Source organism: Streptomyces sp. NPDC002795, from assembly GCF_042888725.1.
GTDB lineage: Bacteria > Actinomycetota > Actinomycetes > Streptomycetales > Streptomycetaceae > Streptomyces.
Genome location: NZ_JBIAQB010000006.1, coordinates 17306 through 35851, shown reverse-complemented (window position 1 = coordinate 35851; position 18546 = coordinate 17306). Strand labels below are relative to the sequence as shown.

Genomic DNA, 18546 nt, shown 5'->3' with positions numbered 1-18546 from the left:
GCCACCGGCCGGTATCCACAGGTGACGCCCAGCTTCGGCACAGCGCGCGCCCACTGCGGCCGTGCACGGTGCAGTCGTGACCACCACGACCGAACCGCACTCCCCCGCCCCCGCGCCACCACCCGCGGCGGACCCGCCGACCGCGCACCGCGCGCCACGCTGGTCGTTGCCGGCGCTGCTCGCGATCCTCGTGCTCGCCGGGGTGCTGTACGCCTGGAACCTGTCCTCGTCCGGCCTCAACAGCTTCTACAGCGCCGCCGTCTACAGCGGCACGCAGAGCTGGAAGGCCTGGTTCTTCGGCTCCATCGACGCGGGCAGCTTCCTGACCGTGGACAAGCCGCCGTTCTCCCTGATGACGATGGGCCTGTCCTGCCGGATCCTCGGCTTCGGCACCTGGCAGATGATGCTGCCGCAGGTCGCGGCCGGGCTCGGCTCGATCTGGATCCTGCACTCCTGCGTGAAGCGGGTGTGGGGCCACGCGGCCGCCGCGATCGCCGCGCTGGTCCTGGCGCTGACCCCGATCACCGTCGCGATCAACCGGGACAACAACCCGGACACCCTCCTGGTGCTGCTGATGGTGGGCGGCGCGGCCCTCGCGCTGCGCGCCACCCGGGACGGAAGGCTGCTGCCGCTGCTCGCCTCGGCTGCCTGCTTCGGGCTCGCCTTCAACACCAAGATGCTCCAGGGCTGCATCGCGCTGCCCGTGGTCTTCGCGGTGTACGTGTACGCGTCACACCTTGGCTGGGCCAAGAAGGCCCGCAACCTGGCGCTGGCCGCCGTGGTGCTCGTGGTCTCCAGCCTCTGGTGGGCGACGGCCGTCTCCCTCGTACCGGCCGACAGCCGCCCCTACATCGGCGGTTCGACGGACGGCTCGGCCTGGGACCTGATCATGGGCTACAACGGCTTCGGCCGGATCCTCGGCGGCGAGGGCAACGGCGGGGGCGGTGGCGGCGGAGGCGGCGGCTTCTCCGGCACGGCGGGCCTCGGCCGGCTCTTCAACGACACGCTCGGCGGCCAGATCTCCTGGCTGATCCCGTTCGCGGCGATCGCCCTCGTCGGCGGTCTGGTGCTGTGCGGACGCGCCAAGCGCACCGACCTCACGCGCGCCGCGCTCGTGCTGTGGGGCGGCTGGCTGCTCCTGCACTACGTCACCTTCGCCACGGCCGAAGGCACCATGCACCCGTACTACACGACGGCCGTCGCCCCCGGCATCGCGGCGCTGTGCGGCGGTGGCGGCGTGATGCTGCTGCGCGCCTTCCGTACGGACAAGCGGTGGGCGTGGGTGCTGCCGGTGGCGCTCGCCGTGACCGGGATCTGGTCGGCCGTGCTGCTGCGCCGCGCCTCCGGCTGGAACGGCTGGCTGTGGCCGGTGATCGCGCTCGTCATGGCGGCCGCGATCGCGGGCCTGCTCGTCTTCCGTACGTCGACGGGGCGCCGGCTGCGGCTGCTCGCGGTGGCCGTGGCGGCGGCGGTCGTCGCGTCGGTGGCGGGCCCGGCGGCGTACTCCTTCGCTGAACCCTTCTCCTCCGGAGCGGGCGGCGGCATGGGCGGCTCCAACCCGACGGCCGGGCCGTCGACGGGTGGCGGCATGGGGGGTCCCGGTGGGGGCGGAGGCAGTCGTGGCGGATTCCCGGGTGGCGGGGAGATGCCAGGGGGCGGTTCGCGGCAGGGCGGCGGCTCGATGCCCGGCGCGGGCGAGATGCCCGGCGGCGACGAGGCGCCCGGCAGCGACGAGGCACCCGAGGGCGGCCCCCGGGAAGGCGGCTCCCAGCAGGGAGGCGGCTCCCAGCAGGACGGCGGCTCGATGCCCGGCGCGGGCGAGATGCCTGGCGGCGACGAGGCGCCCGGCAGCGACGAGGCACCCGAGGGCGGCCCCCGGGAAGGCGGCTCCCAGCAGGACGGCGGCCAGGGACCCGGCTCCGACAAGCAGGAAACCGGCCGCCCCGGCGGAGCCGCTGGTATGGGAGGCAACGTCTCCAGCGACCTGATCTCGTACCTGGAGAAGCACCAGGACGGCGCCAAGTGGCTGCTCGCGGTGTCCAATTCGCAGTCCGCCGCGCAGATCATCCTCAGCACCAAGAAGCCCGTCATCTCGATGTACGGCTTCACCGGCTCCGACAAGGGCATGACCGTCGCCAAGCTCAAGAAGCTGGTCGCGAGCGGCCAGTTGCACTACATCCAGGTCGGCGAGAGCGGCATGGGCGGCGGCAACGACGTCAGCTCCGCGGTCACCACGTGGGTGAAGAAGCACGGCACGGCGGTGAAGTCGAGCGAGTACAGCAAGAAGTCCAGCGACTCGACCGACTCCCCGTCGCTGTACCGACTGGACCCGTCCGACGTGAACTGACCCGGCAACCCTCCTCACACCAAAGGCCACTGACAACCAGTCAGGGGCCTTTGGTCGTCACACGATCGACGCCCCGCATTCACCCAATCCATACGTGTTCATGTCACGCTCCGTTCCACCAAATCAACCCGCGTAGAACGGACGGACACCCCACATGCCCGGAATCCACATACGCACCTTCGCCCTCACCACCGCGGCCGTACTGGCCGCCCTCACCCTCCCCGCGGCGACAGCGACGGCGACGGCGACCCCGCCCGCCGCGTACGACGACACGTACTACCAGGACGCCGAAGGCAAGACCGGCACCGAGCTGAAGAGCGCACTGCACACGATCATCAGCGACCAGACGAAGCTCTCCTACGACGCGGTCTGGGACGCCCTGAAGGCCACCGACCAGGACCCGGCCAACAGCTCCAACGTGATCCTGCTGTACAGCGGCACCTCACGCGCGAAGTCCGCCAACGGCGGCGACAGCGGCGACTGGAACCGCGAGCACGTCTGGGCCAAGTCGCACGGCGACTTCGGCACCGCGACGGGCCCCGGCACGGACCTGCACCATCTGCGCCCCGAGGACGTCACGGTCAACTCGATCCGCGGCAACAAGGACTTCGACGCGGGCGGCAGCGCGGTCGACGGCGCCCCCGGCAACCTCACGGACGCCGACTCCTTCGAACCGCGCGACGCCGTCAAGGGCGACGTCGCCCGCATGATCCTCTACATGGCGGTCCGCTACGAAGGCGACGACTCCTTCGCCGACCTGGAGCCCAACGACTCGGTCGACAACGGGAGTTCGCCGTACATCGGCAAGCTCTCGGTCCTGAAGAAGTGGAGCGACGAGGACCCGCCCGACGCCTTCGAGCAGAACCGCAACGAGGTCATCTACGACACCTACCAGCACAACCGCAACCCGTTCATCGACCACCCGGAGTGGGTCGAATCGATCTGGTAGGCGCGGCCCGACTCACCCCAGGTGAGTCGGCGCGAACATCCTGAGCAGCGCCGGGAGCACCACCACGCGTGGCCCCGGCGCCGCGAAGGCCTCCGCGAGGTCGTCCTTGAGCGTTTCCGGGGTCGTACGGACACCCGGGACGCCGAACGACTCGGCGAGTGCCACGAAGTCGGGGCGGGCCAGTTCGGTCGCCGTCGCCTCGCCGAAGGCGTCCGTCATGTACTCGCGGAGGATGCCGTAGCCGCCGTCGTCGACGATGAGCCAGGTGACGTTCAGGTCGTACTGCTTCGCCGTGGCCAGTTCGGCGATGGAGTACATGGCGCCGCCGTCGCCGGAGACCGCGAGGACGGGCGTCGTCGGGTCGGCGGCGGACGCGCCGATGGCGGCGGGGAACCCGTAGCCGAGGCCGCCCGCGCCCTGCGCCGAGTGCAGGGCTCCCGGCCACGCGGACCAGGCCCAGTACGCGAGGATCGTCATGTCCCAGAAGGACGGGGACGCGGCCGGCAGCGCCTCGCGCACCGACGCCAACACCTCTTGCTCCAGGGTGAGTTCCTGCGCGTCGATACGTTCCCGTACGGCCTTCAGAACCGCCGCGACGCGCGCGGGGGGCGTGTCGTCCGGGCGTTCGGCGACCGTCTCGACCAGCGCCTGGAGCGCGAGACGTGCGTCCGCGTGGATGCCGAGGGCCGGGTGGTTGGACTCCAGCTTTCCGGCGTCCGCCTCGATCTGGATGACACGGCCGCGCGGCTTGAACGTGTGGTAGTTCGAGGAGAGTTCGCCGAGCCCGGAGCCGACGACGAGCAGGACGTCCGCGTCCTCCAGGAAGTCCGTCGTGTGCCGGTCCTCCATCCAGGACTGGAGCGACAGCGGGTGCTCCCAGGGGAAGGCGCCCTTGCCGCCGAAGGTGGAGACGACGGGGGCGTTGATCCGCTCGGCGAGCGCGCGCAGCTTGCCCGTCGCGTCCGCGCGGACGACGCCGCCGCCCGCGATGATCGCCGGTCGCTCGGCGTTGGCGAGCAAGTCGGCGGCCACGGCGGTGAGTTCGGGGCGCGGGACGAGATCGTGCGGGGTCGCGTCCACCGCCGTGACGACGGGGAGGGTCGTCTCCGCGAGGAGCACGTCCTGCGGGATCTCCACCCACACCGGGCCGTGCGGGGCGCTCAGCGCCGACTCCCAGGCCGCGGCGATCGCCGACGGGATCTGGGACTGCGTACGGACGGTGTGGACGGACTTGACCACGTCCCGGAACGAGGCCTGCTGGTCACGGAGTTCGTGCAGATAGCCGTGGCGGCCGCCGCCGAGCCCGGCGACCGGGATCTGGCTGCCGATCGCGAGCACGGGGGCCGACGCCGCGGCCGCCTCCTGGAGCGCGGCGAGCGACATCAGCGAACCGGGACCGGTGGAGAGCAGCAGCGGCGCCACCTCTCCCGTGACCCGGCCGTACGCGTCGGCCGCGAACCCGGCGTTGTTCTCGACGCGCAGCCCCACGTACCTGAGCGACGACCGGCGCAGCGCGTCGAACATGCCGAGCGCGTGCTGTCCCGGAAGGCCGAAGACGGTGGCCGCGCCGAGGCCGTGCAGGGTCTCGACGACGAGGTCGCCGCCGTTGCGCCCGGCGGGCGGGTTGAGCGCCGCCTCGATCTGCTCGGGGGTGGGCGTCAGCTCAAGGTCGTGGTCGTGCGTCACTTGTTCCGGTCCTCCGCGATCTGGCGGGACATGATCGTCGTCAGCTCGTACGCGGTGTGCGAGGCGGCGACGGACGTGATCTCCGCGTGGTCGTACGCGGGCGCCACCTCGACGACGTCCGCTGACACCAGGTTGCACGAAGAGAGCCCGCGGAGGATCTCCAGGAGCTCGCGGGAGGTCATGCCGCCCGCCTCCGGGGTGCCGGTGCCGGGCGCGTGGGCCGGGTCGAGGCAGTCGATGTCGATGGATATGTACAGCGGGCGGTCGCCGATGCGCTGGCGGAGCTGGTCGGCGACCTCGTCGGCGCCGCGCCGGTAGACGTCGGCGGAGGTGACGATGCCGAAGCCGAGCTTCTCGTCCTCGGTGAGGTCGGAGCGGCCGTAGAGCGGGCCGCGCGTGCCGACGTGGGAGAGGGCGGAGGTGTCGAGGATGCCCTCCTCGACGGCGCGGCGGAACGGCGTGCCGTGCGTGTACTCGGCGCCGAAGTACGTGTCCCAGGTGTCGAGGTGCGCGTCGAAGTGGAGCAGGGCGACGGGGCCGTGCTTCTTCGCCACCGAGCGCAGCAGCGGCAGCGCGATGGTGTGGTCGCCGCCGAGCGTCATCATGCGGGCGCCGGAGCCGAGCAGGTCGTCCGCGGCGGCCTCGATCGTGTCGACGGCCTCGTTGATGTTGAACGGGTTGGCGGCGATGTCACCGGCGTCCGCGACCTGCGCGAGCGCGAACGGGGACGCGTCCTGCGCCGGGTTGTAGGGGCGCAGCAGGCGGGAGGCCTCGCGGATCGCGTTGCCGCCGAAGCGGGCGCCGGGCCGGTAGGAGACTCCGGTGTCGAAGGGGACGCCGACGACCGCCACGTCGGCGGCGTCCACCTCGTCGAGCCGGGGCAGGCGGGCGAACGTCGCCGGGCCCGCGTAGCGCGGGACGCGGGAGGAGTCGACCGGTCCTACGGCTCCGGCGGGGCCGTTGGGAACGCGGGGCGTCTCGTTGCTGTTCATTGCGCGCATGCCTTCTTTCCTACGAGGGTTACTGCGGTACCGCTGTTACTGCGCCGCGGCGGCGGGAGCCGGCTCGGGCTCCTCGGCGCCGCGTCCGGCGAGCCGCTCGCGCCAGTTGGCGAGGACGGCGGCGTCGGTGGGCCGGGTGGCCAGGGACACGATCACGTAGACGACGAGTGAGGCGACCAGGCCGTAGTACACGGGCTCGTTGGCGAGGATGCCGTAGCGCCACATCCCGCCGATGACGGTGAGGCCGCCGACGGTGACGGCGGCGAGGGCGCCGCTGACGTTGCCGCGCTTCCAGAGCAGCCCGCCGAGGATGGGCACGAGCAGCCCGCCGACGAGCAGGTTGTAGGCGACGGTCAGCGCCTCGACGACGTTGTTGAGGATGATCGAGATGATGATCGCGACGATGCCGAGGCCGAGGATGAACAACCGGTTGCCCTTGACCTCGTCGTGCTCGGACTCGGGCGAATCGTCCGCCTTGATGCCGCGCAGCCGCTTCCAGATGTCGTTGTTGGCGACGGTGGCGCAGGCGATGAGCGCTCCGGACGAGGTCGACATGACGGCCGCGAGGGCGGCGGCGAGCACGAGCCCGCGGACGCCGACGGGCAGTTCGTCCTTGACGATCTGCGCGAACGCCTCGTCGGCCTGGCCGAGGCCGGTCGGGTAGATGACCTTGGCGGCGGTGCCGATGATCGCGCCGCCGATCGCGTAGAGCAGGCAGTAGACGCCGGAGACGGTGCCGCCCCAGCGGGCGACCTTGTCGTTGCGGGCCGTGAAGACGCGCTGCCAGATGTCCTGACCGATGAGCATGCCGAACGTGTAGATCAGCACGTAGGTGAAGATCGTCTCGCCGCCGATGCCCAGCGGGTCGAAGTACGAGGTCGGGAGCGCGGCCTTCATCTCGCTGAAGCCACCGGCCTTGATGACCGCGACGGGCAGCAGGATCAGCAGCACACCGATCGTCTTCACGACGAACTGCACCATGTCGGTGATGGTGATCGACCACATGCCGCCGAGCGTCGAGTAGGCGACGACGATGGTGCCGCCGACGACGATCGCCAGCGTGCGCGGCACGTCGAAGAGGACGTCGAAGATCGTCGCGTACGCGATGGTGGAGGTGACCACGAGCATCAGCGTGTACACCCACATCACGACGCCCGAGATCATGCCGGCCCGGCCGCCGCCGTAGCGCAGGTCGAGCATCTCGGAGACCGTGTAGACCTTCAGCCGGGCGATGCGCGCCGAGAAGAAGAGCGACAGGGCGAGGATGCCGAGGCCGATGGTGAACACCATCCAGGCGCCCGACAGGCCGTACTGGTAGCCGAGGCCGACGCCGCCGATGGTGGAGGCGCCACCGAGCACGACGGCCGCCATGGTCCCGGAGTACATGGCGGGGCCGAGGCGGCGTCCGGCGACCAGGAAGTCGCTCTTGGACTTGGCGCGGCGCATGCCCCACCAGCCCATCGCCAGCATCCCGCCCAGGTAGACGGCGATCACGATGTAGTCGACGGCCATACGGCTGTCCTCCTTCGTCCACCTCGGTGGCGTGTCGTGCAAGGGGGTGTCCGGCTGCGGAGCCCCTGTTGGGCTCCTGGGGGTGTCGGGGACATCCGCCCGTACCCGCACCCACCGGTCGGAAGAAATCTAGGTGGCCGAAAAGCGGCACTGAAGTGTACGTTTCATCCACCGATCAGGATTAGAACAGAGGGATCATCCACAGGTGACCGTGACCGCACCGCCCACGCAGGGTGTTCCGCTCGCCGCGGTGCTCGCCCGCGCCGACCTGGGCCTTCGCCGGATCGCGGGGCCCGACGTGACGGACGTCCTCGTGCACGGGGCGCACACGTCGGAGCTGACGGACCCGGAGCCGTACCTGCTGGGCGGCGAGCTGCTGCTGACGGCGGGCGTGCACGCGCCCGCCGGGCCTGCCGGCGGCTACTTCGAGGAGTACGCGGAGCGGGTCGCGCGGGGCGGCGCGGTGGCGCTCGGCTTCGGTGTGACGCCGGTCTTCGACACGGTGCCGCCGGAGCTTGTCGCGGCCTGCGAGCGCCGCGGGATCCCGCTCCTTGAGGTCCCGCCGCGGACCACGTTCAGCGGGATCGCGCGGGCCGTGTGGGAGCTGATGGCGCAGGCCAGGAACGCCGAGCTGCGCCGGGTCACGGAGGCACAGCAGGCCCTGGCGTCGGCGGCGGCGCGACCGGACCCGCTCCCCTCCGTCCTGCGTCAACTCGCCCAGCGCACCGGCGGGTTCGCGGTGGCCGTGACCCCGGAGGGCGACGAGCCGCACCACGCGGGGGCGCGCCCCCCGCGCGCCGTGCGCGAGGCGCTCGCCGAACTGACGGCGGTGGTCCGCCCGCACGCCACGCACCTCTTCCCCACCCCGTCGTCGGCGGCGGACACGGTGGGCGGCACGCACCTGTCGGCGTACGCGCTCCAGCCGGGCGGCGCGCTCGGCCTCGCGACGCAGGCCCGCTCGCCGGGCGACCACACGATCGCGGGAGCGGCGGTGGTGCTCCTGTCGCTCCTCACCGGCGAACACCGCTCGGCGGGTGACACGCGCCGCGCGGCGACCCTGGTCGACCTCCTCCTCGGCGCGGAACCCGCGCAGGCGGCGACGGACCTGCTGGGCGCGGACACCACCTGGCGGGTGATCCACGCCCGCCCCGTGACGCCTCGCCCGGCCCCGGACCTGTCCACTCCGCTGACCTCCACCGCCACGGACGACTCGCTCACGCGGGCCCTGGTCCCGTCCGACCAGGACGTCACGGCGCACACGGGCCACGTGCTCGGCGTCAGCGCCCCGGCCCTCGCCCGTGACCTGCCGCTCGCCGACGCCCAGGCGGCCCACGCCCTCACCCGAGCACGGGCGACCCGCAGCCCGCTGGCCCACCACCGCCCGGACGACACCCCGGCGCCGGCCCTGTCCGCCCTGTCCGGCAAGCCGGCCCTTGTGGAAACCCTGCGCACCTGGCTCTCCCTGCACGGCAGTTGGGAAGGCACCGCCCTCGCCCTCACCATCCACCGCAACACGGCCCGCCAACGCATCGCCCGGTGCGCCACGCTCCTTGAGACGGACCTCGACGACCCGGACACCCGCATGGAACTCTGGTTCGCGCTCCGCCACATGTCGTGACACCTCGGGGTCCGCTCCGGGGTCCACTCCCCGGAACCGATCAACGGCCCGCCGGGGGCCCCGGCACAATGGGCGTATGCCGATACCCGGACTGCCCAGCGATACGCCGACCCGTGCCGCCCTCGTCGACCACCTCGTCCGCACCCGGATCGCGGGCGACGTGGCCACCCCACGTGAGAACAACCTTTCGCACTACCGAAGGCTCGCGAACGGCGACCGCCACTATTGGCTGGGCCTGGAACTCGGTGACCGCTGGACGGACGAGCAGGACGTGCTCGCCGTCATGGCCGAACGCTGCGGCGTCGTACCCGACGCCGGGCACCGCTCCGGCCAGGACACCATCGACCCGGAACTGACGGTCGACGCCCTGGACCGCATGGCGACGCGCCTGCGCAAGGCCGCGGAGGACCGCCAGCGCGTGCTGCTCGCCACGGGCCACCCGGGCGGCCTCCTGGACGTCCACCGCGCGACGGCGACGGCGCTGCGCGCGGCCGGCTGCGAGATCATGGTCATCCCGGAGGGCCTGGCCACGGACGAGGGCATGGTCTTCCAGTTCGCGGACGTGGCGATGCTGGAGCGCGGCGCCACGCTGTGGCACACCCACTCCCCCGACCCCATGGCCGCGATCCTCGACGGCCTCGCCCGCGAGGGCCGCCCGCTGCCCGACCTGGTCGTCGCCGACCACGGCTGGGCGGGCTGCGCGGCCCAGCGCGGCCTGGACTCCGTCGGCTACGCGGACTCCAACGACCCGGCGCTGTTCGTGGGCGAGTCCGAGGGCACGATGCAGGTGACGGTCCCCTTGGACGACCACGTCACGAGCCCGAGGCACTACGACCCGATGACGGCGTATCTACTGGACGCGGCGGGCCTCAACCAGTAGCGCCATGCTTCTCTGTCCCAGCGCCGGTTGAGCCAATTAAGCCCCTGCGGCGATTGAGCAGCGGGGTCCGGGGCAGAGCCCCGAGCCGTCAACCACGGCGCCGCCTGCTCAATCGCCGCAGGGGCTCAAAAGAATGGCTCACCACGGATTGAGCCCCTCCGTGCGGCGCGCCGCGAACCCCGGGGTCGGGTCGAGAAACACCCTCCGCACCGCGGGAAACCTCTCCCGGATCCGCCGCGCCGCATCCTCACAGGCCCACTCGATCTGCGCCGCGGTGGACGCATCCCGGAAATCGACCTTCGCCGCGACGAGCGCCTCCCGCGGCCCCTGCACCAGCGTCGTCAGCTCAAGCACCGCCTCGACGTGCTCGACCCCGAGCAGGATCTGCCGGATCTCGTCCCGGAAGGGCTTCGGCAACGGCCGCCCCACCAACAGCTCCGCGTTGGACCGCCCGAGCACCCACGCCACCCACAGCAACAGCACGCCGATGCACAGCGACGCCGCCCCGTCCCACGCCCCCGACCCGGTGACCTGCGAGCCGAGCAGCCCGCCCGCCGCGAGCACCAGACCGGCGAGCGCCGCACTGTCCTCCAGTACGACGGCCTTCACCGCCGTGTCGGGCGTGTGCCGCAGATACGTACCGAAGGACACCCGCACCCGGTCCGCCTCGCCCCGGGCCTGCTTGACCGCGGTGCGCAGCGAGAACCCTTCCAGCACGAAGGCGACACCCAGCACCACGTACGACACCAGCGGATCGCCCAGCTCCTCGCCCGCGACGAGCGTGTGGATCCCGTCGTACAGGGAGAAGACGGCGCCACCGACGAACGTGGCGACGGCCGCGAGCAGCGACCAGACGTACCGCTCGCCTCCGTAGCCGAGCGGATGCTCCTCGTCGGCGGGCTTGTCGCTGCGCTTCAAGGAGGTGAGCAGCAGCAGTTCCGTGACGGTGTCGGCGAAGGAGTGCGCGGCCTCGGAGAGCATCGCGCTGGAGCCGCTGAGGACGCCGGCGACGGCCTTCGCGAGGGCGATGCCCAGGTTGGCCACGGCGGCGACGATCACCGTGAAGACGCTCTCCCCGCCCGCTTCTTCCTTGCCGCGCCCACCATCGTCCACCCGTACATCCATGTACGTGACGGTATGTCCGATCAACGCGGAACGCGAACGACACCCTCCTGGATGACGGTGATCGCGAGCCGTCCGTCCTGCGTGTAGATCCTGGCCTGCCCGAGCCCGCGCCCGCCGGACGTGGACGGCGACTCCTGGTCGTACAGGAGCCATTCGTCGGCCCGGAACGGCCGGTGGAACCACATCGCGTGGTCCAGGGACGCGCCCACGACATCGCCGACGGCCCAGCCGCCCCGCCCGTGGGCGAGCAGCACGGAGTCGAGGAGCGTCATGTCGGAGACGTACGTCGCGAGGCACACGTGCAGCAGCGGATCGTCCGCGAGCTTGCCGCGCGCGCGGAACCAGACCTGGGACCGCGGGGGCTGCGGGTCGCCGACGAAGGCGAACGGCGGCGCGTCCACGTACCGCAGGTCGACGGCCTCCCGCGCTTCGAGCAGGCGCTGGACGACGTCGGGCTTCAGGACGCCGTCGACGTAGCGCGGCAGCATCTCCTCGGCGGTCGGCAGCGACTCCGGGTCGGGCGCGGGCGGCATGTCCGCCTGGTGGTCGAGGCCTTCCTCGTACGTCTGGAAGGACGCGGAGAGGTGGAAGATCGGCTGCCCGTGCTGGACGGCGACGACGCGGCGGGTGGTGAAGGAGCGGCCGTCGCGGATCCGGTCGACGGTGTAGACGATGGGCGCGCCCGGGTCCCCGGCGACGAGGAAGTACGCGTGCAGGGAGTGGGCGTGCCGGTCGGCCGGGACGGTGCGCCCGGCCGCGACCAGCGCCTGGGCGGCCACCTGCCCGCCGAAGACGCGCGGGACGACGGACGACCGGGACTGGCCGCGGAAGATGTCCTCCTCGATCTGCTCAAGGTCGAGCAGATCGAGGAGGGATTCGAGTGCCTTGTGCATGGGATCAGTTGTACCGAGCAAAGATTCTCTGCTGGTTACAGGCCCATGTTCTTCGCGATGATCGACTTCATGATCTCGCTGGTGCCGCCGTAGATGCGGTTCACGCGGTTGTCCGCGTAGAGGCGGGCGATCGGGTACTCGTTCATGAACCCGTAGCCGCCGTGCAGCTGGAGGCAGCGGTCGATGACGCGGTGTGCGACCTCGGTGCAGAACAGCTTCGCGGAGGCGGCCTCCGCGGCGCTCAGCTCACCGGCGTCGAGGGCCTCCAGGGCGCGGTCGGCGACGGCCTCTGCGGCGTCCACCTCGGCCTGGCAGGCGGCCAGTTCGAACTTGGTGTTCTGGAACGACGCCACGGTCTTGCCGAAGACGGTGCGGTCCTGGACGTACTCCTTGGCGAACCGGACGGCGGCCTTGGCCTGCGCGTACGCGCCGTAGGCGATGCCCCAGCGCTCGGAGGGCAGGTTCTTGCCGAGGTAGTAGAAGCCCTTGTTCTCCTCGCCGAGGAGGTCCTCGACAGGGACCTTCACGTCGACGAACGCCAGCTCGGCGGTGTCGGACGTGCGCAGGCCGAGCTTGTCGAGCTTGCGGCCGATCGAGTAGCCCTCGGACTTGGTGTCGACGGCGAACAGGGAGATGCCGTGGCGGCGGTCCTCGGAGGTCGGCGCGTCGGTGCGGGCGCAGACGATGACACGGTCGGCGTGCACGCCGCCGGTGATGAACGTCTTGGAGCCGTTGAGCACGTAGTGCGTGCCGTCGTCGGAGAGCTTGGCCGTGGTCTTCATGCCGGCCAGGTCGGAGCCGGTGCCCGGCTCGGTCATGGCGAGGGCCCACATCTCCTCACCGGTGACGAACTTCTCCAGGTAGCGCTTCTTCTGCTCGTCGGTGGCGAGCATCTTGATGTACGGCAGGGCGAGCAGCACGTGCACACCGGAGCCACCGAAGTTCACGCCCGCGCGGGCGCACTCCTCGTTCTGGATGGCCTCGAACTTGTGGGTGTCCAGGCCGGCGCCGCCGAACTCCTCGGGCACGTTGATGCCGAACAGGCCCAGGTCGGCCAGCTTCGTGTAGAGCTCGCGCGGCACGATGCCCTGCTGGAACCACTCGTCGTAGTGGGGGACGACCTCGGCCTCGATGAAGGCGCGCAGGGTCTCCCGGAACGCCTCGTGGTCCTCATCAAAAACGGTACGGCGCACGGAGAACTCTCCCTCTACGACGAGTGTGCGGACGGTCGAGCATGCGACTAAGCGCTTGCTCAGACGCAGGTTACCCGCGAGTCGCCTGGAGCGTCCAGAGATACAGGTCACTCCGCGGCCGACACCGACCTCACTCTGCGGCAGCCGCCGCGAACGCGCCACGCGCCAGCTTGTGCAGCATCCGCGCGGTCGCCGTCCTGCCGGGCAGCGAGCCGGGGCGGCTCAGGTGCGGCGTCGAGTTCAGCAGCCCGAAGACCGCGTGCACGGCCACGCGCGCGTGCGCCTCCACCAGCTCGGGACAGACCTTGCGCACCGCCTCCACCCACAACTCCACGTACTGGCGCTGCAACTGCCGCACCAGCTTGCGGTCGCTGTCGCGCAGCCGGTCGAGCTCCCGGTCGTGCAGCGTGATCAGGTCGCGGTCGTCGAGCGCGAAGTCGATGTGCCCCTCGATGAGCGAGTCGAGCAGCGCCTCAGGACCGTGCTCCGCCTCGGCGACGCGCCGCTTGCCGCCGGTGAGCAGCTGTCCGCTGATCCCGACGAGCAGCTCGGCGAGCATCGCGTCCTTGCCGGCGAAGTGCCGGTACAGGCCGGGGCCGCTGATGCCGACCGCCGCCCCTATCTCGTCCACACCCACGCCGTGGAACCCGCGCTCGGCGAAGAGCCGCGCGGCCTCCCTGAGGATCTGCTCGCGGCGGGTGGGGGCGTCGGTTCTCGTGGCCATGAAGCAATTCTAGACAGGGACGTTAGCGAGCGTTAACCTGATGGAAATCGGTTAACGCTCATTAACAAACATGAGGGGGCCGCGGGATGCGGGACGCACCGGAGCTGACGAGCGCGGCGGAGCCCGCGTCGGAGGCCTGGCGGGCCAACGAGGCGGCGCACCGGACGCTCGGCGAGGAGCTGCGCGCCAGGCTCGCCGCGGCCCGGCTCGGCGGTGGCGAGAAGGCGCGGGCGCGGCACACGGCGCGCGGCAAGCTGCTGCCGCGGGACCGGGTGGACGCGCTGCTCGACCCCGGCTCCCCGTTCCTCGAGCTCGCGCCGCTGGCGGCGGAGGGAATGTACGAGGGGCAGGCGCCTGCCGCGGGTGTGATCGCCGGGATCGGGCGGGTGAGCGGCCGCGAGTGCGTGATCGTCGCCAATGACGCGACGGTCAAGGGCGGCACGTACTACCCGATGACGGTGAAGAAGCACCTGCGCGCGCAGGAGGTGGCCCTGGAGAACCGGCTGCCGTGCGTCTACCTGGTGGACTCCGGCGGCGCGTTCCTGCCGATGCAGGACGACGTGTTCCCGGACCGCGAGCACTTCGGACGGATCTTCTACAACCAGGCGCGGATGTCGGGCGCGGGCATCCCGCAGATCGCGGCGGTCCTCGGGTCGTGCACGGCGGGAGGGGCGTACGTCCCGGCGATGAGCGACGAGGCCGTGATCGTCCGCAACCAGGGCACCATCTTCCTGGGCGGCCCGCCGCTGGTGAAGGCGGCGACGGGCGAGGTGGTGACGGCCGAGGAGCTGGGCGGCGGCGAGGTCCACTCGCGGGTGTCGGGCGTGACGGACCATCTGGCGCAGGACGACGCGCACGCGCTGCGGATCGTCCGCACGATCGTCTCCACGCTGCCCGAGCGCGGCCCGCTGCCGTGGGCGGTGAAGGCGGCCATCGAGCCGAAGGTGGACCCGGCGGGGCTCTACGGCGCGGTGCCGGTCGACTCCCGCACTCCGTACGACGTACGGGAGGTCATCGCGCGCGTGGTGGACGGCTCGCGGTTCGCCGAGTTCAAGGCCGAGTACGGGCAGACGCTGGTCACCGGGTTCGCGCGGATCCACGGGCACCCGGTCGGCATCGTCGCGAACAACGGGATCCTGTTCTCCGAATCCGCCCAGAAGGGCGCCCACTTCATCGAGCTGTGCGACCAGCGCGGCATCCCGCTGCTTTTCCTCCAGAACATCTCGGGCTTCATGGTCGGGCGTGACTACGAGGCGGGCGGGATCGCCAAGCACGGCGCCAAGATGGTCACGGCGGTGGCCTGTACGCGCGTGCCGAAGCTGACCGTGGTGATCGGCGGGTCGTACGGCGCGGGCAACTACTCGATGTGCGGCCGGGCCTACAGTCCCCGCTTCCTGTGGATGTGGCCCGGCGCGAAGATCTCCGTGATGGGCGGCGAGCAGGCCGCCTCGGTGCTCGCGACCGTGAAGCGCGACCAGTTGGAGGCCCGCGGCGAACAGTGGGCGGCCGAGGAAGAGGACGCGTTCAAGGCGCCGATCCGCGACCAGTACGAGTCGCAGGGGAATGCCTACTACGCGACGGCCCGGCTCTGGGACGACGGCGTGATCGACCCGATGGAGACCCGCCAGGTCCTCGGCCTGGCTTTGACCGCGTGTGCCAACGCGCCGCTGCCGGAGAAGTCCGCCGGCTTCGGTGTCTTCCGGATGTGAGGGGCGGAGCGAGAAGTGTTCGAGACGGTACTTGTGGCCAACCGGGGCGAGATCGCGGTGCGTGTCATCCGTACGCTGCGGGCGCTCGGCATCCGCTCGGTGGCCGTGTACAGCGACGCCGACGCGGACGCGCGGCATGTGCGCGAGGCGGACGAGGCGGTGCGGATCGGGCCGCCGGCGGCCACCGAGAGCTACTTGGTGGCGGAGCGCCTCCTTGAGGCCGCGGCGGCGACCGGGGCGCAGGCGGTGCACCCCGGATACGGCTTCCTCGCGGAGAACGCGGCGTTCGCGCGGGCCTGCGAGGAGGCGGGTCTCGTCTTCATCGGCCCGCCCGCAGAGGCGATCGCGCTGATGGGCGACAAGATCCGCGCCAAGGAGACGGTGAGCGCGGCCGGAGTGCCGGTGGTACCGGGCGGCCGTGACCCGGAACTCGCCGAAGCGGCCAGGAAGTTGGGCGCTCCGGTCCTTCTGAAGCCGAGCGCGGGCGGCGGTGGCAAGGGCATGCGGCTCGTCCGCGATCTGACCACCCTGGAGGAGGAGATCGCGGCCGCCCGGCGCGAGGCCCGCACCTCCTTCGGTGACGACACGCTCCTCGTGGAGCGCTGGGTCGACCGGCCACGCCACATCGAGATCCAGGTCCTGGCGGACGGCCACGGGAACGTGGTGCACCTGGGTGAGCGCGAGTGCTCCCTCCAGCGCCGCCACCAGAAGATCGTCGAGGAGGCGCCCTCGGTGCTCCTGGACGAGGCCACGCGCGCGGCGATGGGCGCGGCGGCCGTGGAGGCCGCGCGTTCCTGCGGCTACCGGGGCGCGGGCACGGTGGAGTTCATCGTGCCCGGCGAAGACCCGGCGGCGTACTTCTTCATGGAGATGAACACGCGCCTCCAGGTCGAGCACCCGGTGACGGAGCTGGTCACGGGCGTCGACCTGGTGGAGTGGCAACTGCGGGTGGCGGCGGGCGAGCAACTGGCCTTCGCCCAGGAGGACATCGAGCTCACCGGGCACGCGGTGGAGGCGAGGCTCTGCGCCGAAGACCCTTCCCGCGGCTTCCTCCCCTCCGGTGGCACGGTGCTGGCCCTGCGCGAACCAGAGGGCGAAGGCGTCCGGGTCGACTCCGGGCTCACCGAGGGCACCGTCGTCTCCAGCCTCTACGACCCGATGCTCGCGAAGATCATCGCGTACGGCCCCGACCGGGACACGGCGCTGCGCAGGCTGCGGGCCGCGCTCGCCCGCACGGTGACGCTCGGCGTGCCGACGAACGCCGGGTATCTGCGGCGCCTGCTCGCCCATCCGGACGTCGTGGCGGGCGAGTTGGACACGGGGCTCGTGGAGCGCGTGACGGACGAGCTGGTCGCCGCGGAGGTCCCGGCGGGGATCTACGCGGCGGCGGGCGTGCTGCGCCAGGAGCGGCTGGCCCCGGCCGCGACCGGGGGCTGGACGGACCCGTTCGACCGGCCCACCGGCTGGCGGCTCGGCGGTGAACCGGCGTGGACCGTGCACCCCTTGAGGGTCTCGGGCCACGAGCCGGTCGAGGTCCGGGTGCGCGGCGCCGAGGTCCTGGTCGACGGCGCGCCGGCCACGCCCGTCCGCCTCACCGCGACCGCGGGTGACTGGCTGGCGCGCGACGGCGACGCCTGGCACGTACGGGACCACGACCCGGTGGCGGCGAGCCTGACGGGGGCAGGGGCCGGCGGCGCGGGCTCCCTGATGGCGCCGATGCCCGGCACGGTGACCGTGGTGAAGGTGGCGGTGGGCGACCAAGTGGCGGCGGGGCAGAGCTTGTTGGTGGTGGAGGCGATGAAGATGGAACACGTGATCACGTCCCCGCACGCGGGCACGGTGACGGAGCTGGACGTGTCGCCGGGGACGACGGTGGCGATGGACCAGGTGCTGGCCGTCGTCGCTCCCGAGGAGACGGCCGAGGGCGAGGTGGCCGCGCGATGACCGCCACGCCCGCGCCCCCGCTCCCCATGGTCGTCCCCACCCAGGACCTCCCGGCCCGCGTCCGGATCCACGAGGTGGGAGCGCGCGACGGGCTGCAGAACGAGAAGCGGGCCGTACCCACCGAGGTGAAGGCGGATTTCATCCACCGCCTGGCGCGGTCCGGTCTCACGACCATCGAGGCCACGAGCTTCGTGCACCCCAAGTGGGTGCCCCAACTGGCGGACGCGGAGGACCTGTTCCCGCTCGTCCAGGACCTCGGGACCGGCGTCCACCTGCCCGTCCTCGTACCGAACGCGCGCGGCCTGGACCGGGCCCTGACCCTCGGCGCGCGCCGCGTCGCCGTGTTCGCCAGCGCCACCGAGTCCTTCGCCAAGGCGAACCTGAACCGCACCGTGGCCGAGTCCCTCGCCGTGTTCGAGCCGGTCGTGGCGGACGCCAAGAAGCACCGGGCGCACGTCCGCGGCTACCTCTCCATGTGCTTCGGCGACCCGTGGGAGGGCCCGGTCCCCGTCCACCAGGTCGTCTCCGTCGCCAAGGCCCTGATGGACATGGGCTGCGACGAACTGAGCCTCGGCGACACCATCGGCGTGGCGACACCCGGACACGTACAGGCGCTCCTGTCGGAGCTGAACGCGCAGGGCGTGCCGACGACCGCGATCGGCGTGCACTTCCACGACACGTACGGCCAGGCGCTCGCCAACACCCTGGCGGCGTTGCAGCACGGCGTGACGACGGTGGACGCCTCCGCGGGCGGCCTCGGCGGCTGTCCGTACGCGAAGAGCGCCACCGGCAATCTCGCCACCGAGGACCTCGTCTGGATGCTGCGCGGACTCGGCATCGAGACCGGGGTCGACCTCGGCCTTCTCACCGACACCAGCAGGTGGATGGCCGGGCACCTGGGCCGACCGAGCCCGTCCCGCACCGTTTCCGCACTCGCACAGCCCCCACAGGAGCAGTGAGGCAGC

At 71.6% G+C, this 18546-nt stretch carries 14 protein-coding genes; 7 read left to right on the top strand and 7 right to left on the bottom strand.

Annotated elements, in window-relative coordinates; translation table 11 throughout:
- Nucleotides 1-76: 76 nt before the first annotated feature.
- Entirely contained in the window at nt 77-2347 is a 2271-nt protein-coding gene (locus ACFYWS_RS18975) for an ArnT family glycosyltransferase (protein WP_389277492.1), read from the top strand.
- A gap of 154 nt (nt 2348-2501) precedes the next feature.
- A complete protein-coding gene (locus ACFYWS_RS18970) occupies nt 2502-3296 on the top strand; it encodes an endonuclease I family protein (protein ID WP_389277489.1) in 795 nt (264 codons plus the stop codon).
- A gap of 12 nt (nt 3297-3308) precedes the next feature.
- On the opposite strand, the gene ACFYWS_RS18965 is transcribed toward ACFYWS_RS18970, so the two are convergent.
- From ACFYWS_RS18965 to ACFYWS_RS18955, 3 genes are read right to left on the bottom strand one after another with little or no spacing between them, the layout of a single operon-like run.
- On the bottom strand, nt 3309-4982 hold the full coding sequence (locus tag ACFYWS_RS18965) for a thiamine pyrophosphate-binding protein (protein ID WP_389277486.1): 1674 nt from the start codon (nt 4980-4982) through the stop codon (nt 3309-3311).
- On the bottom strand, nt 4979-5974 hold the full coding sequence (gene speB, locus ACFYWS_RS18960; RefSeq protein ID WP_389278816.1) for an agmatinase: 996 nt from the start codon (nt 5972-5974) through the stop codon (nt 4979-4981). The genes ACFYWS_RS18965 and speB overlap by 4 nt, the downstream gene beginning before the upstream one ends.
- Before the next feature lie 45 nt (nt 5975-6019).
- Complete coding sequence (locus tag ACFYWS_RS18955) at nt 6020-7495, bottom strand: sodium:solute symporter (RefSeq protein WP_389277483.1); 1476 nt, start codon at nt 7493-7495, stop codon at nt 6020-6022.
- 205 nt (nt 7496-7700) lie between these two features.
- On the opposite strand from ACFYWS_RS18955, the gene ACFYWS_RS18950 reads away from it, so the two are divergent.
- On the top strand, nt 7701-9113 hold the full coding sequence (locus tag ACFYWS_RS18950) for a PucR family transcriptional regulator (protein WP_389277480.1): 1413 nt from the start codon (nt 7701-7703) through the stop codon (nt 9111-9113).
- Nucleotides 9114-9189: 76 nt separating this feature from the next.
- Nucleotides 9190-9993 carry a phosphatase gene (locus ACFYWS_RS18945; protein ID WP_389277477.1) on the top strand — a complete coding sequence of 268 codons (804 nt, stop codon included), beginning with the start codon at nt 9190-9192 and terminating at the stop codon, nt 9991-9993.
- A 138-nt stretch (nt 9994-10131) separates the two neighbouring features.
- Here ACFYWS_RS18945 and ACFYWS_RS18940 read toward each other — a convergent pair whose 3' ends face one another.
- The 4 genes from ACFYWS_RS18940 to ACFYWS_RS18925 form a co-directional block, all read right to left on the bottom strand.
- Nucleotides 10132-11118: a cation diffusion facilitator family transporter gene (locus ACFYWS_RS18940; protein ID WP_389277474.1), complete on the bottom strand. Its 987-nt coding sequence runs from the start codon at nt 11116-11118 to the stop codon at nt 10132-10134.
- A 20-nt stretch (nt 11119-11138) separates the two neighbouring features.
- Nucleotides 11139-12011: an acyl-CoA thioesterase gene (locus ACFYWS_RS18935; RefSeq protein ID WP_389277471.1), complete on the bottom strand. Its 873-nt coding sequence runs from the start codon at nt 12009-12011 to the stop codon at nt 11139-11141.
- A gap of 35 nt (nt 12012-12046) precedes the next feature.
- Nucleotides 12047-13204: an acyl-CoA dehydrogenase family protein gene (locus ACFYWS_RS18930; protein WP_389277468.1), complete on the bottom strand. Its 1158-nt coding sequence runs from the start codon at nt 13202-13204 to the stop codon at nt 12047-12049.
- 130 nt (nt 13205-13334) lie between these two features.
- The gene (locus ACFYWS_RS18925) at nt 13335-13928 is read right to left on the bottom strand and encodes a TetR/AcrR family transcriptional regulator (protein WP_389277465.1); all 594 of its coding nucleotides are present in this window, start codon (nt 13926-13928) and stop codon (nt 13335-13337) included.
- Between the two features lie 86 nt (nt 13929-14014).
- On the opposite strand from ACFYWS_RS18925, the gene ACFYWS_RS18920 reads away from it, so the two are divergent.
- Genes ACFYWS_RS18920 through ACFYWS_RS18910 form a run of 3 tightly spaced genes read left to right on the top strand, consistent with a single transcriptional unit; the run spans nt 14015 to nt 18540 of the window.
- On the top strand, nt 14015-15637 hold the full coding sequence (locus ACFYWS_RS18920; protein ID WP_389277462.1) for a carboxyl transferase domain-containing protein: 1623 nt from the start codon (nt 14015-14017) through the stop codon (nt 15635-15637).
- Between the two features lie 15 nt (nt 15638-15652).
- Complete coding sequence (locus ACFYWS_RS18915; protein ID WP_389277459.1) at nt 15653-17581, top strand: biotin carboxylase N-terminal domain-containing protein; 1929 nt, start codon at nt 15653-15655, stop codon at nt 17579-17581.
- Nucleotides 17578-18540, top strand: a complete 963-nt coding sequence (locus ACFYWS_RS18910; RefSeq protein ID WP_389277456.1) for a hydroxymethylglutaryl-CoA lyase — start codon at nt 17578-17580, stop codon at nt 18538-18540. Before ACFYWS_RS18915 ends, ACFYWS_RS18910 begins: the two co-directional genes overlap by 4 nt.
- Nucleotides 18541-18546: the final 6 nt, after the last annotated feature.